Source organism: Kaistia soli DSM 19436 (genome assembly GCF_900129325.1).
In the GTDB taxonomy this organism is placed as follows: domain Bacteria; phylum Pseudomonadota; class Alphaproteobacteria; order Rhizobiales; family Kaistiaceae; genus Kaistia; species Kaistia soli.
In genome coordinates, this window is sequence record NZ_FQUP01000001.1 from 216727 (window position 1) to 238844 (window position 22118).

At 62.9% G+C, this 22118-nt stretch carries 25 protein-coding genes; 11 read left to right on the forward strand and 14 right to left on the reverse strand.

Going from position 1 to position 22118, the window contains the following annotated elements; all coding sequences use genetic code 11:
- The first annotated feature begins 55 nt into the window (after positions 1–55).
- Together BUB39_RS01035 and glnA are read left to right on the forward strand one after the other, a co-directional pair.
- On the forward strand, positions 56–394 hold the full coding sequence (locus tag BUB39_RS01035) for a P-II family nitrogen regulator (protein ID WP_073051175.1): 339 nt from the start codon (positions 56–58) through the stop codon (positions 392–394).
- A 114-nt stretch (positions 395–508) separates the two neighbouring features.
- Positions 509–1918 carry a type I glutamate--ammonia ligase gene (glnA, locus tag BUB39_RS01040; RefSeq protein ID WP_073051177.1) on the forward strand — a complete coding sequence of 470 codons (1410 nt, stop codon included), beginning with the start codon at positions 509–511 and terminating at the stop codon, positions 1916–1918.
- A gap of 163 nt (positions 1919–2081) precedes the next feature.
- On the opposite strand, the gene BUB39_RS01045 is transcribed toward glnA, so the two are convergent.
- Positions 2082–4289 (reverse strand): ice-binding family protein, encoded by a 2208-nt coding sequence (locus BUB39_RS01045; RefSeq protein ID WP_073051179.1) that lies wholly within the window; start codon positions 4287–4289, stop codon positions 2082–2084.
- Positions 4290–4417: 128 nt separating this feature from the next.
- Between BUB39_RS01045 and BUB39_RS01050 the strand changes: the two genes are divergently transcribed.
- Entirely contained in the window at positions 4418–5170 is a 753-nt protein-coding gene (locus tag BUB39_RS01050; protein WP_084526820.1) for a Crp/Fnr family transcriptional regulator, read from the forward strand.
- Here BUB39_RS01050 and BUB39_RS01055 read toward each other — a convergent pair.
- A complete protein-coding gene (locus BUB39_RS01055; RefSeq protein ID WP_244540113.1) occupies positions 5154–5744 on the reverse strand; it encodes a L,D-transpeptidase in 591 nt (196 codons plus the stop codon). The genes BUB39_RS01050 and BUB39_RS01055 overlap by 17 nt on opposite strands.
- 113 nt (positions 5745–5857) lie before the next feature.
- On the opposite strand from BUB39_RS01055, the gene BUB39_RS01060 reads away from it, so the two are divergent.
- The gene (locus tag BUB39_RS01060; RefSeq protein ID WP_073051185.1) at positions 5858–6904 is read left to right on the forward strand and encodes a Gfo/Idh/MocA family protein; all 1047 of its coding nucleotides are present in this window, start codon (positions 5858–5860) and stop codon (positions 6902–6904) included.
- A 138-nt stretch (positions 6905–7042) separates the two neighbouring features.
- Here BUB39_RS01060 and BUB39_RS25090 read toward each other — a convergent pair whose 3' ends face one another.
- Entirely contained in the window at positions 7043–7246 is a 204-nt protein-coding gene (locus BUB39_RS25090) for a DUF2735 domain-containing protein (protein WP_244540114.1), read from the reverse strand.
- Between the two features lie 490 nt (positions 7247–7736).
- On the opposite strand from BUB39_RS25090, the gene BUB39_RS01070 reads away from it, so the two are divergent.
- Positions 7737–8777, forward strand: coding sequence for a glutamine synthetase beta-grasp domain-containing protein (locus BUB39_RS01070; RefSeq protein WP_073051189.1), 1041 nt, complete (start codon positions 7737–7739; stop codon positions 8775–8777).
- A 68-nt stretch (positions 8778–8845) separates the two neighbouring features.
- Here BUB39_RS01070 and BUB39_RS01075 read toward each other — a convergent pair whose 3' ends face one another.
- The 3 genes from BUB39_RS01075 to BUB39_RS01085 all read right to left on the reverse strand — a co-directional run bounded on the left by BUB39_RS01075 (position 8846) and on the right by BUB39_RS01085 (position 10971).
- Entirely contained in the window at positions 8846–9247 is a 402-nt protein-coding gene (locus BUB39_RS01075) for a VOC family protein (RefSeq protein ID WP_073052655.1), read from the reverse strand.
- 90 nt (positions 9248–9337) lie between these two features.
- Positions 9338–10603: an RNA polymerase sigma factor gene (locus BUB39_RS01080; RefSeq protein WP_073051190.1), complete on the reverse strand. Its 1266-nt coding sequence runs from the start codon at positions 10601–10603 to the stop codon at positions 9338–9340.
- Positions 10600–10971 carry a YciI family protein gene (locus BUB39_RS01085; protein WP_073051193.1) on the reverse strand — a complete coding sequence of 124 codons (372 nt, stop codon included), beginning with the start codon at positions 10969–10971 and terminating at the stop codon, positions 10600–10602. The genes BUB39_RS01080 and BUB39_RS01085 overlap by 4 nt, the downstream gene beginning before the upstream one ends.
- Before the next feature lie 175 nt (positions 10972–11146).
- On the opposite strand from BUB39_RS01085, the gene BUB39_RS01090 reads away from it, so the two are divergent.
- Complete coding sequence (locus BUB39_RS01090; RefSeq protein WP_139251298.1) at positions 11147–11617, forward strand: SRPBCC family protein; 471 nt, start codon at positions 11147–11149, stop codon at positions 11615–11617.
- Positions 11618–11656: 39 nt separating this feature from the next.
- Here the strand turns inward: BUB39_RS01090 and BUB39_RS01095 are convergent, their stop codons facing one another.
- Complete coding sequence (locus tag BUB39_RS01095; protein WP_073051194.1) at positions 11657–12061, reverse strand: hypothetical protein; 405 nt, start codon at positions 12059–12061, stop codon at positions 11657–11659.
- A gap of 234 nt (positions 12062–12295) precedes the next feature.
- Here BUB39_RS01095 and BUB39_RS01100 point away from each other — a divergent pair, with 234 nt between their 5' ends.
- Positions 12296–12652 carry an acyl-CoA thioesterase gene (locus BUB39_RS01100; protein ID WP_084527076.1) on the forward strand — a complete coding sequence of 119 codons (357 nt, stop codon included), beginning with the start codon at positions 12296–12298 and terminating at the stop codon, positions 12650–12652.
- A 51-nt stretch (positions 12653–12703) separates the two neighbouring features.
- Here BUB39_RS01100 and BUB39_RS01105 read toward each other — a convergent pair whose 3' ends face one another.
- Positions 12704–13336 carry a hypothetical protein gene (locus BUB39_RS01105; RefSeq protein WP_139251299.1) on the reverse strand — a complete coding sequence of 211 codons (633 nt, stop codon included), beginning with the start codon at positions 13334–13336 and terminating at the stop codon, positions 12704–12706.
- A gap of 88 nt (positions 13337–13424) precedes the next feature.
- Entirely contained in the window at positions 13425–14123 is a 699-nt protein-coding gene (locus tag BUB39_RS01110) for a DUF1045 domain-containing protein (RefSeq protein ID WP_073051198.1), read from the reverse strand.
- Between the two features lie 209 nt (positions 14124–14332).
- Between BUB39_RS01110 and BUB39_RS01115 the strand changes: the two genes are divergently transcribed.
- Complete coding sequence (locus BUB39_RS01115; protein WP_139251300.1) at positions 14333–14638, forward strand: hypothetical protein; 306 nt, start codon at positions 14333–14335, stop codon at positions 14636–14638.
- 203 nt (positions 14639–14841) lie between these two features.
- Positions 14842–15201 carry a hypothetical protein gene (locus BUB39_RS01120; RefSeq protein WP_073051202.1) on the forward strand — a complete coding sequence of 120 codons (360 nt, stop codon included), beginning with the start codon at positions 14842–14844 and terminating at the stop codon, positions 15199–15201.
- Between the two features lie 2 nt (positions 15202–15203).
- Here BUB39_RS01120 and recO read toward each other — a convergent pair whose 3' ends face one another.
- Together recO and BUB39_RS01130 are read right to left on the reverse strand one after the other, a co-directional pair.
- Entirely contained in the window at positions 15204–15980 is a 777-nt protein-coding gene (gene recO, locus BUB39_RS01125; protein WP_073051204.1) for a DNA repair protein RecO, read from the reverse strand.
- A gap of 479 nt (positions 15981–16459) precedes the next feature.
- Entirely contained in the window at positions 16460–17740 is a 1281-nt protein-coding gene (locus BUB39_RS01130) for a porin (protein ID WP_073051206.1), read from the reverse strand.
- Between the two features lie 400 nt (positions 17741–18140).
- Here BUB39_RS01130 and BUB39_RS01140 point away from each other — a divergent pair, with 400 nt between their 5' ends.
- Positions 18141–19274 (forward strand): Mrp/NBP35 family ATP-binding protein, encoded by a 1134-nt coding sequence (locus BUB39_RS01140; RefSeq protein ID WP_073052658.1) that lies wholly within the window; start codon positions 18141–18143, stop codon positions 19272–19274.
- 3 nt (positions 19275–19277) lie between these two features.
- Here the strand turns inward: BUB39_RS01140 and BUB39_RS01145 are convergent, their stop codons facing one another.
- Positions 19278–20168 carry an NAD(P)H-binding protein gene (locus BUB39_RS01145; RefSeq protein WP_073052659.1) on the reverse strand — a complete coding sequence of 297 codons (891 nt, stop codon included), beginning with the start codon at positions 20166–20168 and terminating at the stop codon, positions 19278–19280.
- Between the two features lie 164 nt (positions 20169–20332).
- Here BUB39_RS01145 and BUB39_RS01150 point away from each other — a divergent pair, with 164 nt between their 5' ends.
- Entirely contained in the window at positions 20333–20782 is a 450-nt protein-coding gene (locus tag BUB39_RS01150) for a winged helix-turn-helix transcriptional regulator (protein WP_084526822.1), read from the forward strand.
- A gap of 36 nt (positions 20783–20818) precedes the next feature.
- Here BUB39_RS01150 and BUB39_RS01155 read toward each other — a convergent pair whose 3' ends face one another.
- Both BUB39_RS01155 and BUB39_RS01160 read right to left on the reverse strand, forming a co-directional pair.
- A complete protein-coding gene (locus BUB39_RS01155; RefSeq protein ID WP_073051210.1) occupies positions 20819–21208 on the reverse strand; it encodes a hypothetical protein in 390 nt (129 codons plus the stop codon).
- Between the two features lie 120 nt (positions 21209–21328).
- On the reverse strand, positions 21329–21919 hold the full coding sequence (locus tag BUB39_RS01160) for an NUDIX domain-containing protein (protein ID WP_073052661.1): 591 nt from the start codon (positions 21917–21919) through the stop codon (positions 21329–21331).
- Between the last annotated feature and the right edge of the window lie 199 nt (positions 21920–22118).

Below are 22118 nucleotides of genomic sequence, written 5' to 3' on the forward strand. Positions count from 1 at the left end.
GGATATGGGCCGGTCATACGGCCGGGGCCAGGTCAGCATCGGAGATGCGGAGGCAATGAAAAAGATCGAAGCGATCATCAAGCCGTTCAAGCTCGATGAAGTGAAGGAAGCGCTGCAGGAAGTTGGTCTCCAGGGCATCACGGTGACGGAAGCCAAGGGCTTCGGGCGCCAGAAGGGCCATACGGAGCTCTATCGCGGCGCCGAATATGTCGTGGATTTCTTGCCGAAGGTGAAGGTCGAGATCGTCCTTGGCGACGACCTGGTCGAGCGCGCGGTCGACGCCATCCGCAAGGCAGCCCAGACCGGACGCATCGGCGACGGCAAAATCTTCGTCTCGAACATTGAGGAAGCCGTCCGCATCCGCACCGGGGAAAGTGGCCTGGACGCAATCTGACGTTCCCCACTGGCAAGCTCCGCCAGCCCTGATAATCTCTTGGACCGTATCCGCTGGGAGCCGGCAGTGCCTTTGGCCGTGCCGGCCCCTTGAGTCTGAGAGAGGACACACGTCATGACGACCGCCAAGGACATCCTGAAACTGATCAAGGATCAGGATGTGAAATATGTGGACTTCCGCTTCACTGACCCGCGCGGCAAGTGGCAGCACGTCACCTTCGACATCGACCTGATCGACGAGGAGATTTTCGCGGAAGGCACCGCCTTCGACGGTTCGTCCATCGCCGGCTGGAAGGCGATCAACGAATCCGACATGACCCTTGTGCCGGATCCCGACACCGCCTTCATCGATCCGTTCTTCGCCCAGACGACGCTCGTCATCGTCGGCGACATCATCGATCCGATCTCGGGCGAGAGCTACAACCGTGATCCGCGTTCGATCGCGAAGAAGGCCGAGGCCTATCTCAAGCAGACCGGTATTGGCGATACCGTCTATTTCGGCCCCGAGGCCGAGTTCTTCATCTTCTCCGACGTCAAGTACAAGGTCGATCCGTACAACACCGGTTTCAAGCTCGACGACCAGGAGCTGCCGATCAACACGGACACCGATTACGAGGGCGGCAATCTCGGCCACCACGTCAAGAAGAAGGGCGGCTATTTCCCGGTACCGCCGATCGACGCCTACCAGGACCTGCGCGGCGAGATGCTGGCTCAGATGAAGGCGATGGGCGTCTCGGTCGAGAAGCACCATCACGAGGTCGCCTCCGCACAGCATGAACTCGGCATCAAGTTCGCGCCGCTGACGCGGATCGCCGATCACCTGCAGATCTACAAATACGCTATCCACCAGGTCGCCCAGGCCTATGGCAAGACGGCGACCTTCATGCCGAAGCCGGTGTTCGGCGACAACGGCTCGGGCATGCATGTGCACCAGTCGATCTGGAAGGACGGCAAGCCGGTCTTCGCCGGCAACCAGTATGCCGATCTCTCGGAGACCTGCCTCTATTATATCGGCGGCATCCTGAAGCATGCGAAGGCCCTCAACGCCTTCACCAACCCGTCGACCAATTCCTACAAGCGTCTCGTTCCCGGCTATGAAGCCCCGGTGCTGCTCGCCTACTCGGCGCGCAATCGCTCCGCATCGGTGCGCATTCCCTACACGACATCGCCCAAGGCCAAGCGTCTTGAGGTTCGCTTCCCCGATCCGACCGCCAATCCGTATCTCGCCTTCTCGGCGCTGCTGATGGCCGGTCTCGATGGCATCAAGAACAAGATCCATCCCGGCGAGGCGATGGACAAGAACCTCTACGATCTGCCGCCGAAGGAACTGAAGAAGATCCCGACGGTCTGCGGATCGCTCCGCGAAGCCCTCGACAGCCTGCGCAAGGACAACGCGTTCCTGCTCGCTGGCGACGTCTTCACCCGCGACTTCATCGAGAGCTATATCGAGCTGAAGTGGGAAGAGCTGATGGCCTATGAGATGACGCCGCATCCGATCGAATTCGAGATGTATTTCTCGGTCTGATCGCAGAACGGATGGCGAAGTTTGCGGTCCGCCGCTCGACTTCGCCGCCCTTCCCCGCCGAGGCCGTATGGACGGACATCCGGCACGGCGACGCTGGAGCAGACAAGAAGAAGGGCAGGCAGCGCTTGCGCTCCCTGCCCTTCATTACGTGCGCTAGACGCGGCTACCAGGAATAGGTCAGGCGGCCGGTCCCGGCATAGGTCTGCGATGAATCGGCTAGTTGGCTGTCGAAATAGGCGCCGACCGAGAGGCCCTGCGCGAGATTGACCTCCGCGCCGGCCGAGGCCAGCAGAGCATTGGATGCGATATTGGCGCCGCTCACCGTGAAGCCCGATCCCGGCAGGGTCTGGAAGGTAGCGTCGACGAGGGTGTTGCCACCTTCGTTATGCGCCCATGCAAGGCGCATCCGCAGCGCCAGCGTCGAGCCCTCGTCGATGACGAAGCTGCGCCCGAGGCGGACGCCCAATTCCGTATGCGTGGTCATGGTCGTGTCCGAGCCGTAGTCGAGCGCGAAGGGCGAGGCGCCGCTATAGCTGGTCTCGCTATAGGCTGGGGTGAAGAAAGCCTGCAATTGCAGCGCTGCATAGGGGGTGATCCAGCCAGCGCCCGGAACACCCACCATAGCCGGAAGATCGAAGCGGTACCCGCCTTCGATCTGGCCGGCAACGTCGTAGGCCGAGAAGTCGGCGGTGAAGCGGTCGTAGCCGGCGCTATAGATGCTGCGATCGGTGGAAACGTCGTTCCAAGCGGTCGCCAGGGCGGCCGAGACATAGGCCTGGCCGATATCGGTGCGTCCATAGACGGCAGCCTGGTAGATGTCGGAACTGCCGCCGCCGAGATCGTCCGAAAGAGCGAAATCGGCCCTCCCCGCGCCGACGGCCAGGCCGATCCGCGTGTTCGGGGTGACGAGAGAATCAAAGCCGCCGGCAAAGCCGATCGTGCTGATCGACCGGTCATGCGACCCGTCATAGGCATCGCCATCGGTATAGCTCTGGTCGCCATAGCCGGCCAGCCAGGCGCTCATCGGCCGCGGATCGACATAGGCGGCGGCCGGCAGTTTCTCCACGGCCGAGATATCGGCCGCTGCCTGCTGGACCCGTGGATCCTCGGTGACATAGCCGAGCACCTTGACCGTCACGGGCTGATTGCTCTGAAGCGGACCCGGCTGATTGCTGCCGAAGGTGCCGTGCTGGTCGCTGAGGCGGCTGAATATCTCGGTCAGGAAGGCATTCATCGCCTGGTTGCCGGCCGGCGCGACGGCCGTGCTCGTCTCGCCGGCGATCTCGGCGAATGTTTCCTTCAACTGGTCGGCTGCCAGCAGATTGAGCACCAGCGGCGCCGTGTTGCCGGCTGCGACAAAGCTATCGAGCGCATCGGCGACTTTCACGACATTGGTTCCGACCGGCGGTGTCGTGGGATTGGCGGTGACCGTGGTGCCTCCGGTGGCAGGCGTCCCGCCACCCGCCGTTGTGCCGGTTGTCGGGGTGCCGCCCGTGGTCGTTGTCCCGCCCGTCGTCGGAGTACCGCCCGCCGTGGGCGTGCCACCCGTTGGTGTCGTTCCGCCAGTCGTAGGCGTGCCGCCCGTGGTGGGCGTGCCGCCAGTCGTCGGAGTACCGCCCGTCGTGGGCGTGCCGGTATCCGTCGGAGTCGTGACGACGGCGCCGAAGGTCGCCTTGCTCACCGTGCAAACCGAAATCCGGTTCGTATCGAGCGTGACGGCACCGTTGCGCGCCAGGACGGCGCCGCACAGCACGTTGGCGCTGGTGTTCAGCGTGATGCTGGTCAGCGCTAGGATCTGTCCGGCGAAGGACGTCGCGGTGCCGAGCGTCGCCGAACTTCCGACGACGAAATAGACATTGCTCGCCTGCGCGCCATTGATCAGCGCCACACTGGATCCACTGGCGGTGGTCAGCGTGCTGCCCACATTGATGATGAAGACGGCATTCGGATTGTTCTTGGCGTCTACCGTCACCGTGCCGGTCAGTTGCGCCGCGTTCTGAAACGAATAGACGCCCGGCGCGAGCACGAGGCCGGCAAGGTCCTTTCCGGTCAGGTCGGCGGTTGCCGGGCGATTGCCCAGATTGTTGTAGGCGGCCACGAGGTCGATCTTCGCCTGAACGGCCACGCCGTCATTGAGATGGATCGCCGAAGGCGCGACCACGACGCCGGGCGGGAAACCGGTCAGGGCCGTACCGGGGCTTAGTCCGATATTGCCGTTGATGACGCTCGTTCCGGTATTGGTGATCGTCGAGCCGGCAAGGATCGCGAAACTCGACAAATCTTCGGCATGAGCGACGGTCGACTCTACAAACGTCGCGCCGGCCAGCGCCAATACGGTCCGGGCCAGATTTCGCGCCTGAAGATTCTTCATCGATATTTCCCCCCGAGACCATTTATATTTGGAACCTACCGGGAGTCATAAAGTTGTTATGAGCAATAAAGCTCACAATTTGCTCGATACCCAACAAAATTTCGAATATCGCCTATAGGGATATATTTGTGACACAAAAAGAGCGCCCAGAGATCGCCAGCGCGCATTTCCTAGATTCTGCTGGGCTGGGAGGCGCTCTTTCAAACTATCCGCGAGGCGCGGTGATCTTTTCGCAAGATTCCCTTGCAGACTCGGTCTTTTACATCCGGGACGGAAAGATCAAGCTCACCGTCACGTCTTCGGGCGGGAAAGAGGCCGTCATCGCCTTGCTTGGGCGCGGGGAATTCTTTGGCCAGGCTTGCCTTGCTGGAGAAGTCCGGCGCATGGCGACGGCCATCGGCCTGACCGATTGCTCTTTGACCCGGATCGACAAGGAGTCAATCGCGACGCTCTTGAAAAACGATCCTGGCTTTTCGGGCTTCTTTCTTCAGCGGATGCTCAAGCGGTCGATCCGCGCCGATGAGGATCTGGTTGATCAACTGTTCAACTCGAGCGAAAAGCGCCTTGCACGGGCGCTGCTTCTCTTGGCTAATTACAGCAGCGACACGCCGATAGAGCTGTCGATACCCAAGATCAGCCAGGAGACTCTGGCAGAAATGATTGGCACAACCCGCTCGCGCGTCAGCTTTTTCATGAATAAATTTAGGCGATTGGGATATATTAACTATAAGGTGCAGATCGAGGTTCGCCCCTCGTTGCTGAATATCCTTGTCGATGAGCCGGCCGTTTCCGTACGAGGCGCGACTTCGGGGACTGAGGCGCTCCCTGCCCTATCTCCGCCGTCCCCAAAAGCCGGGCCGCCCCTCAGGGCACGACGATGACTGTCGTTCCAACATTCACGCGGCTGAAGACGTCGAGGATATCCTCGTTAAACATCCGGATGCAGCCATAGGACACGAATTTGCCGATCGATTCCGGCTTGTTCGTTCCGTGAATGGCATAGAGGCCCCCGGCGATCGTCATGGCCGCGGCACCCATTGGGTTCTGCGGTGATCCCGAGGGAATGATTTCCGGCAGTTGCGGGCTGTCTCGACGAACGTCGCTGGGCGGCTCCCAGTTCGGCTTCAGATATTTGCCGCTGATGGTCGAGGTGCCCTGCCACTGCCGCCCGGCTCGGCCGACGCCGACGGCATAGCGCACCGCAACCCCCCGCGAGACAACAAGATAGAGCCGGCGTTCTTCGGTGTGGACGATGATTGTCCCGGGGGCGGCACCCGCACTGTCAAACGTCATCACCTCGCCAGCCCATGCGTGCGAGCCGGCGGTGACGCTCAGCAACGCCGCAGCAAGATGAACGCGCCAGTCTGTCCTGCGGCGGGCCGCTTTTTGTCTTGAAATGGCTTTTCGAACTCTTCTCCTGGCACTGCTCGCCAGGATGTCGATCTCGGCTATCATCACTTGGAAGCTACGCGTTTCCTGGCCGACTGGATACAGCCGACATCAGATCGGCCTGGACCATCCATTCGCCTCGCGCGTCGTGCACGAATGCGACACCTGGGGGAGAGACCATGCCACGTCCAGAAAGATTGAAGATCGCCGTCGTCGGTGTTGGCAACTGGGGCCTCCAGCATGCCCGCGTCTTGGCCGCCCGCGACGATGTCGATTTCTGCGCGGTCGTGGGGCGCAACCACGAGCGGGTCGACCGACGGGCCGCAGCCTTCGGCGTGCGCGGCTATGCCAGCATCGGCGCGATGATCGCGGCGGAGCAGCCGGATCTCGTCTCAGTCTCGCTGCCAAACGAGCAGCATTTTGCGCCAACGCTGGAACTCATCGAGGCGGGCGTGCCGCTCTTTGTCGAAAAGCCGCTGGTGTTCGATAGCGGAGAGGCCGACCGGCTGATTGCGGCCGCGGCGGAACGCGGCCTGTTCTTCGCCATCAATTTCAACCATCGCTTTGCACGTCCTGTCGCGATGGCGCGCCGCGCCATCGTCGATGGGCGGCTCGGTGACATCGTGTTTGCCAGTTGGCGCTTCGGCGGAGAAGGCGGCACCAGCCATCCCTTCAACAATCTCATCGAAACGCAATGCCACGGCTTCGACATGCTGGAGTTCCTTGTCGGGCCCATCGCCTCGATCATGGCCGAGATGACCGACATGACAGAGGCGGGCGCCTTCCGAACCATGGCTTTGTCGCTGCGGTTCGCAAACGGCGCCGTCGGGAGCCTGATCGGTTCCTACGACACGTCCTACGCCTACCCCGAGACGCATAGGGTCGAGATCAGCGGCACTGGCGGCCGTTTGATGATCGAGGACACTGTACGGAGGTTCACGTTCAATGCTGCGGGCAGCGAAACAGCGGAGATATGGCAGGCGGGCTATTTCAACGACCGCGACCGCAGCTTCTATCTGACCTTCGATGCCCATATGGACGCCGTGATCGCCGCTCTGCAAGCCGGCGGGCCGCCACCCGTGCATGCCCGTGCCGGGCGACGGGCTCTGATGCTGGCCGAGGCGGCCATCCGTTCGTTCAGGACCGGAACACGGATCACCGTCGAGATCGACAGTCACGAGCCGGCCCCACCGCCATTGCCCAGACCGGCGCCAGCCAATCCCTGAGGGAGCGGCGCATTCTTTCTCTCGATCAGCCCAATCCTAAAACGGAAAAGGGCCAGTGCAACTCGTGCATCGGCCCTTTGAATAGCTTGTCCGCAGAAACGGATGGTCGCTCAGCCTCGCCTGCCTCCGATGCGAGCATCAGTGGTGGCCGGCCGTCTCGTCTTCGGCGATGGCCACATCGTGATACCAGCTGTCGCCATAGACCGTATTCGGCAGCGAGGCCATTTCGCGCTCAATATTGGTCAATTCGAGATGAGCCTCAAGACCACGAACGCGCGCGGTGCGTCCACCAGCCGGAAATTCATAGATCTTTGCGGTTTGTCTTTGAACACTTGCAGTCACGTCAATCACTCCATTGTTGCGCGGCCATCCGCTGGTCACTGCATGTAGTGATTCATAGCATGGATTGCACACGTCTTGCGCTATCAAGATCAAAAATATGCAGTGATTGACTATAATATGATCACCCCAGATCACTGGCGGCCCAATCGGCAGCGTTCCCGGACCCGTCGGTCCGCGCTCCGCATCACCCCGCCCGCCCCATGGGCGTTTTGACGCGCCTGCCTGCCTCACAATGCGCCATGCCGCTTTTTGGCGCTCAAGAACAGTGCGTTCTGCGGTCTCTCGCAGGGTCTATGCGCCGCCAGGCCTACGGTGAAGAATGCGCCATGCCTGACGATTCATCCGTCGCCAAGGTGGTCGCGACGCCGTGCCGCGTAGAATGGCATGCAAAATGCTTCATCATGGACGGCGCTAGCGATCCGATCAGGCGGCGGGGCTGGCAGCGAGAGGTTCTGGGGCGCTTTGCGTCATCACCTAACGAGAGACCTAAATGACAAAGTTTAAACTGGAGTACATTTGGCTCGACGGGTACACGCCCGTGCCGAGTCTGCGTGGCAAGACGCAGATCAAGGAGTTCGACGTATTCCCGACCCTTGAAGAGCTTCCGCTATGGGGCTTCGATGGCTCTTCGACCATGCAGGCCGAGGGTCGCAGCTCGGATTGCGTTCTGAAGCCGGTCGCTATCTACCCTGATCCCGCCCGCAAGAACGGCGCCCTCGTCATGTGCGAGGTCATGATGCCCGATGGTGTCACGCCGCACTCTTCAAACAAGCGCGCCACCATCCTCGACGATGCCGGCGCTTGGTTCGGTTTCGAGCAGGAATACTTCTTCTACAAGGACGGCCGTCCGCTCGGCTTCCCGGAGAGCGGCTATCCCGCCCCGCAGGGCCCGTATTACACCGGTGTCGGCTTCAAGAATGTCGGCAACGTCGCACGCGAGATCGTCGAGGAGCATCTCGAGCTTTGCCTCGCCGCCGGCATCAATCACGAGGGCATCAACGCCGAAGTGGCGAAGGGCCAGTGGGAATTCCAGATTTTCGGCAAGGGCTCCAAGAAGGCGGCCGACGAGGTCTGGATGGCGCGCTACCTGCTGCTGCGCCTCACCGAGAAGTACGGTGTCGACATCGAGTTCCACTGCAAGCCGCTTGGCGACACGGATTGGAACGGCTCGGGCATGCATGCCAACTTCTCGACCCAGTATATGCGTGAAACCGGCGGTAAGGCCTATTTCGAGCAGCTGATGGCGGCATTCGAAAAGAACCTGCACGACCATATCGCTGTATACGGCCCGGACAACGACAAGCGACTGACCGGCAAACATGAGACCGCGCCGTGGAACAAGTTCAGCTATGGCGTGGCTGATCGCGGCGCTTCGATCCGCGTCCCGCATTCGTTCGTCAAGAACGACTACAAGGGCTATCTCGAGGATCGCCGCCCGAATTCCCAGGGCGACCCCTACCAGATCGCTTCGCAGATCCTGAAGACGATCTCGGAAGTGGCGATCGAAGGCGCGGCATCCGCCGCCGCCTGATCGGGCATGAATGAATGACGCGGCGGTGCGGAGCGATCCGCGCCGCCGTTTTCTTTAGTTTTCGTTGCTCAGGTGCCGCCGATCGACCAGAGGACGCCAAAGGGGTCCTTGAGCTGGCCGTAGCGATCACCCCAGAACATTTTCTGCAGCGGGGTCACGATTTCGAGGCCCGCCGCCTCGGCGCGATTCCACCAGACATCCGGATCCGGGACCTGCAGATGCATGGTGAATGCCTGTGGCCTCACCGCCGGATAACCATGCTCAGGGTAAAAGTCACACAGCATCACCGATCCGCCATGGATGGTCAGATGAATGTGCATGGTGCGGCCTTGGTCATCGACCGGATGGCGGGCGATTTCCTCGGCGCCGAATGCCCGTGCGTAGAGCTCGGCCGCCTTCACCGCGCCATCGACGCTGAGATAGGGAACTACGCCGACGATCGTGTTGGATGAAGCCGTCGTCTCGGTCATCTTCGTCTCCTTCTTGTCGAGCCGCACCACCTTCGGGCGGGCTTCGCTGCAAGGACGGTTGATAAAAGCCGAAGCCGACAAGCGAACCAATCAGCCGCTGGACGCCGGCATGTTTATCGGCGTCGCATCCAGACGGTCGAGATGCATACGGATATGCGCCGCTTCCGCTGCCGTTCGCGCCAGCGCGATTGCCCGGTCATACGCATCGCGGGCTTCGTCAACGCGTCCAAGCTGGCTCAGCAATGCGCCCCGCAAGCCAAAATAATGAAAATAGCCGCCGAGCGGTTCCGCCAAAGGCGCGATCATCGTCAGCGCCGCCTCCGGCCCCGCGACCTTGGAAACTGCGACGGCCCGGTTCAGCGTCACCACCGGTGAGGGCTGGATATGTTCGAGCGTTGCATAGAGAAGGTCGATCTGCGGCCAGTCGGTGTCCTCCGGCCGCGCGGCTCTCGCATGCAGGGCCGCGATCGCCGCCTGGATGAGATACGGCCCGGGACGGCGATGGCGCATGGCCTTGTCGATGAGCGCGAGGCCCTCCGCGATCATCGCGCCGTTCCAGAGGCCGCGGTCCTGATCGTCGAGCAGGACCACCGCGCCATCAGCATCGAAGCGCGCCGCGAGGCGCGCATGCTGGAGCAGCATCATCGCCGTGAGGCCCATGATCTCAGGCTCGGCCGGAAAGAGGCGCAACAACAGGCGCGCCAGCCGGATCGCCTCGTCGCAGAGCCGGGCGCGAGCAAGGTCTCCGGATGCGGCGGAATACCCCTCGTTGAAGACGAGATAGATCATGGTGGCGACCGCCGCGAGACGCTCGGCCCGCTCGACGGGCCCCGGCGTCTCGAATGGCACGCCGGCCTTTGCCACGCGGCTCTTGGCGCGGGTGATGCGCTGCTCCATCGCGCTTTCGCTTACGAGAAAGGCGCGCGCGATCTGCGGAACCGTAAGGCCGGAGACGATGCGCAGCGCAAGCGCGATCTGCTGCGTTGTCGCGATGTCAGGGTGGCAACAGATGAAGAGCAGCCGCAGGATGTCGTCGCGATAATGGGCGTCATCGAGCCGATCGGCCAGCGAACTCTCCGCATCGCCAAGGTCTGAGAGCACCGATTCCTCTGGAAGCTCGGCCTCGCGACTGCGCCTGCGAACGACATCAATGGCGGCATTGCGGCCGACGAAAATCAGCCAGGCGCAAGGATCGCGCGGCGGCCCGTTCTGGGGCCAGAGATTGAGCGCCTTCAGACACGCTTCCTGGAACGCCTCCTCGGCGATGTCGAGATCGCGGAAATAGCGAAGCAGCGCGCTGATCGCCTTCGGCCGCGCCGCGGAAACCGCCGTCTCGATCCAGCCGATATCGGTCATGGTCGGAGTGCCCCGGGAAAGAAGGCGCCGACGGGCCGCACTTCATAGGCACCACCGGGGTTGGCGGCTGCGAGTTCGCGTGTCGTGTCCAGGACATCTTCAAGCGAGCCGCCCTCCACAAGATAGAAGCCGAGCAGTTGCTCCTTGGTCTCGGCATAGGGACCATCGAGCACCAATGGCGGATCCTGATCCTTGCGCAGCGTCGTCGCCGCTGTCGTCGGCAGAAGCCGAGCCACAGGCCCGAGCCTGCCCTCGCGGGCCAGCTTGTCCTGGACGACCGCAAGCTTCGCCATGACGGCCGCGTCTTCCTCCTTGGTCCAGGAACCGACGACGTCTTCGGAATGATAGCAAAGGATGGCGTAGAGCATGGGATTCCCTTCCACATCGCAGCTAGGACGATTGGCACCCTACGCCTGCCGACAGGCGATGCGAGAATGGGTGACGATTGCCGATGCGAGCCCAACTTATCTCTGCGATCAAGGGGATTGTCGGATCCTGGGGACCGCAAGCGTCCTTGTCACGGAGCCACGAGGAGAGACATTGATGAGCATCACCGAACCTGGCGATCGCGAGTTGATCATCACGCGCCTGATCGATGCGCCGCGCGCCAGCCTTTATCGCTGCTGGACAGAGCCTGAGCTGATCAAGAAGTGGTTTGCGCCCGCGCCGTGGACGACGCCCTCGGCCGAACTCGACCTTCGCATCGGTGGCACGAGCCGCATCGTGATGCGCAGTCCGGCTGGCGAGGATTTCGCCAATCCGGGCGTCTTCCTCGAGGTCGTGCCGAATGAGAAGCTCGTATTTACCGACGCCTTCACCGAGGCCTGGCTGCCATCGCAGAAGGCTTTCATGGTCGGAACGGTCACCTTTGCCGACGAGGACGGCAAGACGCGCTACACCGCCCGCGTCCAGCACTGGTCTGCGGAAGATCGGGCGGCACACGAGCAAATGGGATTCCATCAGGGATGGAACCAATGCACGGACCAATTGGCAGCGCTGGCCCGAACGCTCTGAACAGGCGGCCGGCCCATCGGGCCGGCCGCCCTGATCGTCTCAGGGACAGACGTCCCAGAACCCGGTCGTCTTCTGCGGGTTCGTATAATACCAGCAATAGCCCGGCTTCGGCGCTGCGCCCGCCACCGAGACGGCGGCGGCGCCCGCGATGAAGCCGATCGCCGCGCCGGCCGCGACGGCGCCACCTGGCGGCCAATAGCGGCGCGGGTTGACCACGACCACGCCCGGCGGCCGATAGACCGGATGGCGATAGACAGGCGCGGGCCGGTAAGCCGGCCGCCGGGTTGCACCGGCCGCGCAGCCATAACGTCCGCAGCCTGCTGCGGCGCAGCCGCGTGGTCCGCAGGCAGCGCGCGCCTCGGCCGGCGGCGCCGAAAGCATCGGCAGCGCCACCGTTGCCAGGACGCCGAACGTCAACACCAGAATTCTGAACAGCTTCTGCATCAAAAACTCCCCCGCAAAGCGATTCCTACCCTAGCACTGTTCCAAACGCCGGGGGAGCAAGCTGATCCGGGGTGCTCAAGCTCGCCGCGATCGCCTACACTTCGCTGCGACAACCAGCTGGAGTCCGCGTTGAGCCACGACCCGAAAGCGACCAAGGCCCTCCCCGCCCATGTCGAGTCTTCACTCGACGCCACGCCAGACCACACCACGATCCCGGTGATCCGCACGATCGCCATGCCGCGCGACACCAATCCGGCAGGCGATATCTTCGGCGGCTGGCTGATGTCGCAGATGGATCTTGGCGCCAGCACGATCGCGACACGGCGGGCGCGCGGCCGGACGGTTACCGCGGCGGTCGAAGGCATGTCGTTCCTGAGCCCCGTGCAGGTCGGCGACGAGGTGACGATCTATGGGCGCATCGTTTCGACGGGCCGCAGTTCGATGCGGGTTTTCGTCGAGGCCTGGCGTCGCAACCGCGAAAGCGACGACATCACCAAAGTGACGCACGCCACCTTCACATTCGTCGCGATCGACGCCGCCCGGAAGCCGCGTCCGTTGCCGGAGCCCGATGGCGAGGTCAAAGACAGATGAAGGGCCGGATCAGCGCCTCCGCGTCAGAGACGGCTCCGACGCACCGCTTTTTCAGGGAACCGTGGCCTGGCTCGCCGCGAAGCCGATGATGATGTCGTTGTTCAGAAGATAGTTAAGGCTCTGGAAGGTCGTTGCCCCGCCCTGAACCGCCGCGCTCTGGTTGAGATAGGCCACCATATTGTTGCGCGCAGCAACCGTTCCGAAGGTCGTTTCAAGGTCGGAAATGCTCCCGCCGAGGCCGGGTGCCTGCATCGTCAAGCCAGCAAGCGACGAGGGTGCGGCATCGCAGCCGGCCTTAGGCGCGGCATAGTTGGCGCCGACGAGCGTGACCTTGTGCTCTGAACCGCCGGCCTGGCCGTCGGAGACGAACCAGATCAACTGCTGCTGGTCGCCCGACCCCGCTGCATAGCAGAGCCAGTCAGCCGATACGCTGCCATCCGCCGCGTGCTGCAACGTGCCGCCAAAGGCATCCTGCAGATCCCCCAGGAGCGTTTCCCCGAGCACGATCGTCGCGGGACCCGCAGTGATCGTCGGGGCAGGCATGTTCGGAACTTCGTGCTGCGTGCCCTCGGCCGCATCGCCTGAGAGCAACGCAGATGGCAGGCCGGTCAATCGCGCGCCATCGGCAAGGGCCGGACCAGCAAGAAGCATGAGCAACAGCGTGGCGGTGGTCAAAGGTCTCATGATGGAAATCCCGAGGCCGCAATACGGCGGCGCAAGCCGAGCCTAAGCCAAGGCTGGGAAACAGCCAAGCTCAAGAAAAGGCTTAGCTTCAGATTGGCCGATCGCCGCCCAGCTGCGCAACATGACGGATGCCGAAGGGCGCGCCCCGCTCCGGCTCGACGAAGACCGCGAGGCGATCGATGACGAAGGGCTTGCCTTCAAACGCTGCAAAGTGGCTGCGCAACGCCGTATCGACAGCCTCCATGTCCTCTCGCGGAACGCGCCCGGTCAGCGACATATGGAATCGAAAGGCGTCGAAGACATAGGGATAGCCCCAGCGCAGCAGATTGGCTTCCTCGTCCAGCGTCAGGCCCGATTTGCGCCGCCGCTCGATATCCGCGTCCGAGAGCGGCGCGCGAAATGCGTCGAAATCGCTGACCACGCGGCCGGCCCAGGCGTCAAGCGCCGCAACCGGCTCATTCGGGACGAGCGCAAAGAAGCGACCGAGCCGGCGGACGACCAGTTCAGGGATCGTGATGCGAGCCGATTGAGCCGCGAAGCGATCGACGGCCGCAAGAAGTCCCGCTTCATCGGCGTCGGAGGCCAAGGAAAACGGCGCCTTCAGCGTTCCGTGGAAGCCATAGCGGGCCGGGTCGGCGAGATAGGCTTCCAGAGTGCCGGCCGCGAGCCCTTCGACCTCCGGCAGCGGACCTTCCAGTCCTCCGAATGCATCTCGTCCGAGCCACGCGACAGCAGCGAGGCAGAGAGGGTCATCGGCGGCGGGCGTGGCATAGAGAGCGTAGCGCAAGGAGGGCCTCGGACATCATCAGGGCTGTGGCGGCAAAGCCGACGAATCATCTCATTATCGCCGAAGTGCAGACATTCGCATGACGCGCAGTAGCTTTTCCTGTTCGGAACGAACCCCGAGGCCCGCGCCGCGTTATGGAAGCAGTCATGCTGATCGGGCATGATGGCTCGATGCACGCCTGTTGAAGGACGATACCAGGGATGTCCGCCATGATCCGCTCAGCTTCGATGCTCATCGCCGCCGCTTTTGTCTCGGCCCTTGCGCTCACGACGCTCTCATCTGGTCACGCCCACGCCTTCAGCTATTACGACGGCCACACAGCGCCCGTCCCAGACTGGGAGGTGTTCGGCTTCGACCTCACCAGCGTGCCCGGCGACGTCGCATCCCTGATGGCGTTCAAGGCTTCCCTCGATCCAAGACTGCAGCTCGCAATCAACAACCGCTGCAAGCAGGATATCGTCGCGATGCCCTGGCGCTACTCCCCGAAAGTGAGAATGTTCTGCTGGGGGCACTGAGCGCCCGCCGCCCCTTCATGTCCAGTGTCGCCTGGCGGATGGTGCCCGGCGCTTTCACCGGAACAAATCATCACCCTGATCGTTTAGATCTCGTGACGGATAGTTGACCGTCGATCTATCGAGGTTGCGGCGACGTCTTCGCCGAAATCAAAATTTGCAACACGTCGCTTTACTGCAACGTTGCATAATCAGGGAGATCGCCAATGATCGTTTCCAAGTATAGCAAGGCTCTCACGGCCGGTATTGTTTTCGCGACGCTGTCGATGACCCCGGCATTTGCGCAGGACGCGAACAATCCGGCCGTTCAGACGCCGCCCGCGGTTTCGAACCCGACGCCGGCCCAGTCCGACAACGGCCAGTCGACCGAGTCCTCGAGCGAGGCTGACAAGCCAGGCGGCCCGATCGCAGACACGGATGTCTTCGGCTTTGACATCAGCATGGGTACAGCGAATCTGACAGCCGAACAGATGACGGCAGCGAAGAATACGTGTCGCGACAACGTCACGATCGACCCGGTGCGCTATTCCTCGGCGGTCAAGAGCTTCTGTGACCAGCTGAAATAAGACTAACCGCCGTTAAGACCCGGCCGCGGCTCGCTTCCGGCGAGTTCGCGGCCGATCCATGTCAAGAGCTCGCGTCGAGCCGATGGTTCGGCTAAGGCACGCGGCTGGTAGATATGCCGATCGAGAAAGTGGCCAGTGAGGCGGAACGCCTCGTCAATCGCGCGCCGATCGTCATTCGCGCCGTGTTGGCCGAATAGCAGCCTGGGCAGCGGCAGCAACCGATCCTCATAGCCAGCAGCAGCCGGCCCACTCACCGCGCGGCCGGTTCGCGGCGAGACGAAGACGAGACCCTCCGTCGTGCCCGTCACGGCGCAGCGCGAGAGATCGAGCCCGAAGCCGCTTTCATTCAAGAACGCGAGTTCAAAGCGCGCGACGAAGCCGGCGATAGCCAAGGCGCTCGGACCGGGGCTCTCGGCGAAGCTGTCGAGCGCTGAATCCACCGCGCCATGCAGTTCCGGATGACTTTCCCGCTCCGCAAGCAGCCCCAGATGGCCGGCGAGAACCTGCAGCGCAAAAAGCGACAGCGGACGTTCGATCAGCTTGGCGGCACGCATGGTCAGCGGCTCGATTGTGAACAAGCCCAACTGCTCGTCCAGCCGGGCGCGCCAAGTAGCTTCGACGCGGTTGCCGGGCTGCAGCATCGGCGCCAGGCGGCGCGAGCGCGCACCGCGCACGACACCGAGATGGCGGCCGCGCTTTGCCGTCATCAATTCCAGCACCGCACTCGAATCACCGAGCCGCCGCATGCCGAGCACGATGGCCTGATCGGTCCATTGCATTCAGAAACCCGCCTCGACGCGCAATGACCGCGCCGTAACACCATCAACGGAGGGTCTCATCATAATCCTGACCTCGCGACTAGCCGGTCAAAAATGTCGCCGGACATCGATGTCGCTTAAATCCGGGTGGGGACCTGCGGCCGCCAAACTTCGGCGTGAGGACTGGTGACGCGCCTAGCTATCCGCCCGCCGTCTGATGTTGGCGTCACGTGACACCACGGCGTGTGATCCTGGCTCTAATCCCAAATAGGGCCGAAGTTTGATCCGGCAACATTTGCATCCGTTCTGACACCACCATGCGCAGATAAGCATGGCGCTGATGACCTCACAGCCAAGGTCGAGGGCCTCGTCGCTGCGCGCATCGGATTGGCCGGCTGCCAGATGAACTTGCTTCTCCCAAGATGGCTGCTCGGCAGAGCACAAACGAAAAGGCCCGGCGGAATGATCCGCCGGGCCTCTTTATCTCCGAGGAGAAGAGCTTACCAGGAGCGCTTCATCCAGAGGTTGACGGTCCAAGCGTCGCCGTCGTCATCGTTGTTGACGCCCGCAACGCGGCCGTCGGTGATGTCAACATGCGAGTACTGGCCATCGAGCATCAGATCGAGACCGGTGACCGGGGTCCAGCCCGTCGAGAACACACCGCGATACGCATCGACGGTGAAGTTGTCGAAGTAGCCATCGCCATCATACGAAGCATAACCGCCCGAAACAGCCGACCAGACGGTCGGGGTCCAGACATGCTTGTACGAAGCGAGTGCCGACCAGCTGGAACCAGGAGCCGCCGACGCGATGAACGAGCCATCGTAGGTCGAGGTCAGGTTAGCAACCGACGTACCGCCGGCGATGCCGGTGTACGAGTTGGCGTTGTCGCCATACGAACCCGTGACGAAGAACTTGTCGCCGGGCGAGAAGCTGTCGAGAGCGAACTCGACGCTGCCGCCGATGGCCCAGCCAGTCTTCGCATTGATGTCATACGGGTCGGCAATCGTGCCCGAGCCGCCATTGACGTCAACCGCGTTGTTGACATAGGCCGCAGCAATCTTCGTCGAGAAGATGCCCGAAGCGTAGGTCACAGCACCGACGATGTCGGGGATGTTGTTCTCGCCGCCCTGATAGTAGCTCGAACCGCTGAGCACCGGATCGCCGGTGTTGCCAGCAGCGCCACGGTCACGCTGGTCTTCGACCGAGATCGCAAGACCGAAGCCGTTGACGGCATAGGTCAGCTGGATGTGATCGGTGGTGGTGTCCGAACCGAACGCGCCGGTGTCGGTGTAGCCACGGCCGAAGTCGTACAGCGAGGTGAAGCGACCAGCCTTGACCGGACCAAGCGACAGCCAGGCGCTGTCGACATAGGCGGAGTTGGTGGCGGCGTTGACCGTCTGCGTCGCCGACTGCGTGAACGAGCCGGTGTTGCCGGACTGAGCACGGAAGTCGAGGAAGCCGGTGAGGTTACCGAATTCGGTGACCGACGAAGCCGTCAGCTGGACCGAGGCTTCCGTGTAGAAGTTCGACCACTGGCTGTTCGGGTAGATCGAGTTGTACGTGCCGAAATCGGTATCACCGAAAGCGGTACCGAACTTCACGTAGCCACCGACCTTGATGCAGGTGTCGGTGCCGGGAGAATAGAAGAAGCCAGCGCCAAAAGCGTCGCAGACCTTCACGTAGTCGACCGGCTCGGCGACCGTGAGATCCGCCGCCTGAGCGCCACCAGCCACGATCATCGCAGCGGCAGAGCCGAGGAGAAGGGTCTTGAAGTTCATATCCTGACCTCCAAAAGGTTAAACCAGGAGACTGTTTCTTTCTTCTCGTCGCCCCCGAGACAATCTTTCGATTATCCCAGTCAGTCGGCTCGCTCGAAGTCCGTCAAATCCCCGTTCAGCTGCATCTGCCCGAGTTGTCCCCCACCCCTGGGTGACAGGCAAAGCAACCGGAACCGCTTTCGATTCCGTAAAGTGATCATAGCGAAAGGCGTCAGGGGCGCTATGACGGAAATGCAACACTGCAAGGGATCGTCATGCTTTGACATGTAAGGTTTCGGTAACACCTGTTAACACGCTGGCAACAATCAGCTTTTGAACCGTGCGCCAGGGCGTCGCCTTGTGCGAAAGACGTCATCGACGCATGGTTGCCAGCGAAAACCAACGCAAGGATTCCAAGGACATGGCCTCTATCGACCGCGAAGCGATTCTGGCGCGACTCGCCGCCGTTCCCGGGCCCGACGGAAACGGCGACCTCGTTTCGCTTGGGCTCATCTCCGACATCGTCATCCATGGCGGCAAGGTCATGTTCTCGATCACCGTGGATGCCGCTCGCGCCGACGCGCTCGAGCCGCTCCGCGAGCAGGCCGCGGCAGCCGTGAAGGCGCTGCCGGGTGTCGAGAGCACGCTTGTTATCCTAACAGCCGAGCGCAAAGGCGGCGCGGGCGCCCCCCCTCCGCCCCGCCCTGCCCGGCCCGCCGCATCCGCCCCCCCGACTTCGGCCAGCGGCAAACCGGGCATTCCGGGCGTTGGAGCAATCATCGCCGTCGCCTCGGGCAAGGGCGGCGTCGGCAAATCCACCACAGCTGTCAACATCGCGCTCGGCCTTGCGGCCAACGGGCTGAAAGTCGGCCTGCTCGACGCCGATATCTATGGTCCGTCCGTCCCGCGGCTGCTGGGCCTCTCTGGCAAGCCAGAGACCCAGGACGGGCGCACTCTGAAGCCGATGGAGGCTTTCGGCATCAAGGCCATGTCGATGGGATTCCTCGTCGAGGAAGAGACGCCCATGATCTGGCGTGGCCCGATGGTGATGTCGGCGCTGACGCAGATGCTGCGCGAGGTGGCTTGGGCACCGCTCGACGTTCTGGTTGTGGACATGCCGCCGGGGACCGGTGATGCGCAACTCACCATGGCCCAGCAGGTGCCGCTCGCCGGCGCGGTCATCGTCTCGACGCCGCAGGACCTCGCCCTCATCGATGCGCGCAAGGGCCTCGCGATGTTCCGCAAGGTCGATGTGCCGGTGCTCGGCATCGTCGAGAACATGAGCTATTTCCTCTGCCCGCATTGCGGCGGACGCTCGGACATCTTCAGCCATGGCGGGGCGCGGCACGAGGCGGAGCGGCTTGGGGTGCCGTTCCTCGGCGAGGTGCCGCTCGACCTCGTCATCCGCGAGACGTCGGACGCCGGCAGGCCGATCGTGGCCAGCGCGCCAGATGGCCCGCATGCGGCTGTCTACCGGGACATTGCAACGCGGATCAGCATGGCGATCGCTGGCGGCGCCGGGGCAAAGCCGGCGCCGCGCATCATCATCGAATAGCGATTAGCCCTTCGGCGCGAGCGCCGCGCGGTTCTCGAGCAGGAAGTCGCGGACGCTCTGCGGCTCCTGTCCCGTCCAATCCTTCACGACGGTCGTGGTGATCGCGTGAAAGCCCTCCGCCGCCGCGACGTCGAAGGCCACCAGACCTTCGACGAGGCCGGCGGGCAGCCCTGCAGCCGTCAATCCCTGACGAAGCCCCTCGGCCGGGACCGCGACATGCTTCACCGGCCTGCCAGAAATCTCGCTGGCGAGTGCTGCGACCTCATCCTGCGTCAACGGTGCGGGCCCGGTGACATCGAGGGCGGATTTTCCGGTTGCCTTGGCCAGCGCTGCGGCCGCCGTGCGCGCGCAATCTTCCCGCGTGACGTAGGAGCGGCCTCCCGTTCCGGTTGCCGTATAGAGCGTGCCGGTCTCGATCGCGTGCGGCAGCGAATAGACGAGCAAGTCCGTATAGAGATGGTCGCGCAGGAATGTGAAGTCGACGCCGCTGGCGGCGATCGCCTGCTCGGTCCAGTAGTGATCGCCAATGAGGCTCGGCTCGGGCGTCGGATAAGGCGCTGGCGCCGACAGATAGACGATGTGATTCACCCCGGCGGCCACCGCCGCCTGTATCGCTGCGCGGTGCTGCGCCAAGCGCCTGCCATCCGTCCCGAGGGCATCGGTCGAAATCAGCAGCATCCGGTCGGCGCCCACAAAGGCGTTGGCCAGCGTCCCCGGCTCGTCAAAATCGGCGTGGCGGATTTCGGCGCCCTTGGCCGCGAGGTCGGCGAGCTTTGCCGGATCGCGCGTCGTGCCGATGACCTTGCCGGCCCCGGCAGCCAGCAGCGCCTCGATAACCTGGCGGCCGAGATGCCCGCTGGCACCCGTGACGAGAAGTGTGGAGTCGCTGGTCATGTCCATTCCTTTGTCGACAGCAGACGAACGCGGCACCGCATGGATTGGCGCGCTCGGTTCCATCTAGTAACTAAGCGCTTGACATGCATCCGTGAAAAACGCATCTGTCTGTCCCTTGGGCACACCGGCGGAACTGCGTCTGCGTGGCAGCAGAGGAATGGGTGATGATCGATACAGCGACGGCCCGCATCGAAACCGAGTGGGATGAGGCTCACTCCCACACCCCGGCGCTCGGCGAACTGATCGGCGGTTTTGGAAACGCCGCTCGATCGGCCGAGGAATGTCCGGTTCGCGATGTGCTCGACCGACTTGGCGATGCCTGGAGTTTTCTGGTGGTCCTGCGCCTCGCCGACGGTGCGCTGCGGTTCAATGAACTGAAGCGGCAGGTCGGGGGCGTTTCGCAGCGGATGCTGACGGTGACTCTGCGCAGCCTCGAGCGCGATGGCCTCGTCGGCCGCACCGTTTTTCCAACCACGCCGCCGCGCGTGGAATACCGACTGACGGCGCTCGGCAATTCGCTGGTCGAACCCATGACCGCCCTCACCCGCTGGGCGGTCACCAATCATGACAGCGTTCGCGCGGCGCGCGCCCGCTATGATACGCCGCAGCCCTGAGCACGCGGCGGAGGCGATCAGTTTACTAGGGCTGCATCACTTTCCGCACTTGATGTTGTAGGTGCCGGCGACCGCGACGCCCTTGGCGCCCATGCCGCTGCGCTTCAGGCGCATTGTGACGATCGACCCCTGAACGAGTTCGGCGGCGCCAGAATTCAGGACCACCTCACCCTTGGTGCCGACGGTGCTCTTGTACTCGATGATCAGCATCGCATCGGCCGGAACGCCGCCGACGCCCACGCGCCAGACGTGATTTTCCGGCGATTCGGCGATCACCGCCTGACCCTCGCTCATGCCCTGCGGCACGGATAGCGTCCATTTGGTCGGCCGGCAGGCCGGGTCCTTGGCAGCGGCCTCGGCAGTGCCCGCGCCGGCGAGACAGGCGATCGAGACGGCGGCGGCAAGAAGGGGCGCTAGTCTGGTCATGACGGGTGTCCGTTGCTGGCGAGCCGTCTCGAGGCGACGGCATCAAAATACGTGGGCGGAGAATACATCAATGGATACGGGCGCCAAGGTCTCGCCCGGACGTGCCGCGGAAGCTGTTTATCAGCGGGCGAGAAGGCCCTTCAGCGCCGCATAGTGAAGCAACATGATGGTCTTGGCATCGCAGATGCGGCCATCGAAACTCATGGCCATCGCCTCCTCGAAAGGAAGCTCCAGCACCTCGATATCCTCGCCTTCGGAGACATGGCCGCCGCCGGCGCCACGGCGATCGCCCGGGCGATAGCGGGCAACGAAGAGATGCAGTTTCTCGACGACGCTGCCTGGCGACATGAAGGCCGCGATCGCAAGTTCAGGCTCGTCGATGGCAACGCCCATCTCCTCCTCGGCCTCCTTCTTGATGCAGGTGACCGGATCGTCGGCATCGAGAAGGCCGGCACAAACTTCGATCAACGGTTCATGATGGCCGCGCTTCCAAGCGGGAAAGCGGAACTGGCGGATCAGGAGGACCGTGCCACGATCGGGGTCGTAAGCGAGAACGGCCGCGCCATCACCGCGATCATAGGTTTCGCGCGTCTGGCGCTGCCACGATCCGTCGGAGCGCTGATAATCGAAGACGTTCCGGTCGAGCTTGCCCCAGTTGCGGGAAAGTTCAACTGTCTCGACGAGACGGATGCGGTCGTTCCAGTCGGTCATGGGAATCCCCTTGTCGCGCTTTGGCATGCATAGCCGATCGGGCGCGCGAGGGAACCGGTCTTCAGGCGACTTTGCGCTGCGACACAGAGCGCAGGCAGAGGGCAGAGCGGCGCCTCTTGAAAAAGTTCGACGCAAATGTCGTCCCGGCTGCCCCGCCGTTCGTCATCACACTGAGCGCAACCGGCGCGACTGGCGATAT

Bases quoted from the DNA above. Each gene is read 5' to 3' on its own strand.
- BUB39_RS01035 (WP_073051175.1), top strand. From the start codon at position 56: ATGAAAAAGATCGAAGCGATCATCAAGCCGTTCAAGCTCGATGAAGTG.
- glnA (WP_073051177.1), top strand. From the start codon at position 509: ATGACGACCGCCAAGGACATCCTGAAACTGATCAAGGATCAGGATGTG.
- BUB39_RS01045 (WP_073051179.1), bottom strand. From the start codon at position 4,289: ATGAAGAATCTTCAGGCGCGAAATCTGGCCCGGACCGTATTGGCGCTG.
- BUB39_RS01055 (WP_244540113.1), bottom strand. From the start codon at position 5,744: ATGATAGCCGAGATCGACATCCTGGCGAGCAGTGCCAGGAGAAGAGTT.
- BUB39_RS01060 (WP_073051185.1), top strand. From the start codon at position 5,858: ATGCCACGTCCAGAAAGATTGAAGATCGCCGTCGTCGGTGTTGGCAAC.
- BUB39_RS01070 (WP_073051189.1), top strand. From the start codon at position 7,737: ATGACAAAGTTTAAACTGGAGTACATTTGGCTCGACGGGTACACGCCC.
- BUB39_RS01075 (WP_073052655.1), bottom strand. From the start codon at position 9,247: ATGACCGAGACGACGGCTTCATCCAACACGATCGTCGGCGTAGTTCCC.
- BUB39_RS01080 (WP_073051190.1), bottom strand. From the start codon at position 10,603: ATGACCGATATCGGCTGGATCGAGACGGCGGTTTCCGCGGCGCGGCCG.
- BUB39_RS01085 (WP_073051193.1), bottom strand. From the start codon at position 10,971: ATGCTCTACGCCATCCTTTGCTATCATTCCGAAGACGTCGTCGGTTCC.
- BUB39_RS01090 (WP_139251298.1), top strand. From the start codon at position 11,147: ATGAGCATCACCGAACCTGGCGATCGCGAGTTGATCATCACGCGCCTG.
- BUB39_RS01095 (WP_073051194.1), bottom strand. From the start codon at position 12,061: ATGCAGAAGCTGTTCAGAATTCTGGTGTTGACGTTCGGCGTCCTGGCA.
- BUB39_RS01100 (WP_084527076.1), top strand. From the start codon at position 12,296: ATGCCGCGCGACACCAATCCGGCAGGCGATATCTTCGGCGGCTGGCTG.
- BUB39_RS01105 (WP_139251299.1), bottom strand. From the start codon at position 13,336: ATGAGACCTTTGACCACCGCCACGCTGTTGCTCATGCTTCTTGCTGGT.
- BUB39_RS01115 (WP_139251300.1), top strand. From the start codon at position 14,333: ATGATCCGCTCAGCTTCGATGCTCATCGCCGCCGCTTTTGTCTCGGCC.
- BUB39_RS01120 (WP_073051202.1), top strand. From the start codon at position 14,842: ATGATCGTTTCCAAGTATAGCAAGGCTCTCACGGCCGGTATTGTTTTC.
- recO (WP_073051204.1), bottom strand. From the start codon at position 15,980: ATGCAATGGACCGATCAGGCCATCGTGCTCGGCATGCGGCGGCTCGGT.
- BUB39_RS01130 (WP_073051206.1), bottom strand. From the start codon at position 17,740: ATGAACTTCAAGACCCTTCTCCTCGGCTCTGCCGCTGCGATGATCGTG.
- BUB39_RS01140 (WP_073052658.1), top strand. From the start codon at position 18,141: ATGGCCTCTATCGACCGCGAAGCGATTCTGGCGCGACTCGCCGCCGTT.
- BUB39_RS01145 (WP_073052659.1), bottom strand. From the start codon at position 20,168: ATGACCAGCGACTCCACACTTCTCGTCACGGGTGCCAGCGGGCATCTC.
- BUB39_RS01150 (WP_084526822.1), top strand. From the start codon at position 20,333: ATGATCGATACAGCGACGGCCCGCATCGAAACCGAGTGGGATGAGGCT.
- BUB39_RS01155 (WP_073051210.1), bottom strand. From the start codon at position 21,208: ATGACCAGACTAGCGCCCCTTCTTGCCGCCGCCGTCTCGATCGCCTGT.
- BUB39_RS01160 (WP_073052661.1), bottom strand. From the start codon at position 21,919: ATGACCGACTGGAACGACCGCATCCGTCTCGTCGAGACAGTTGAACTT.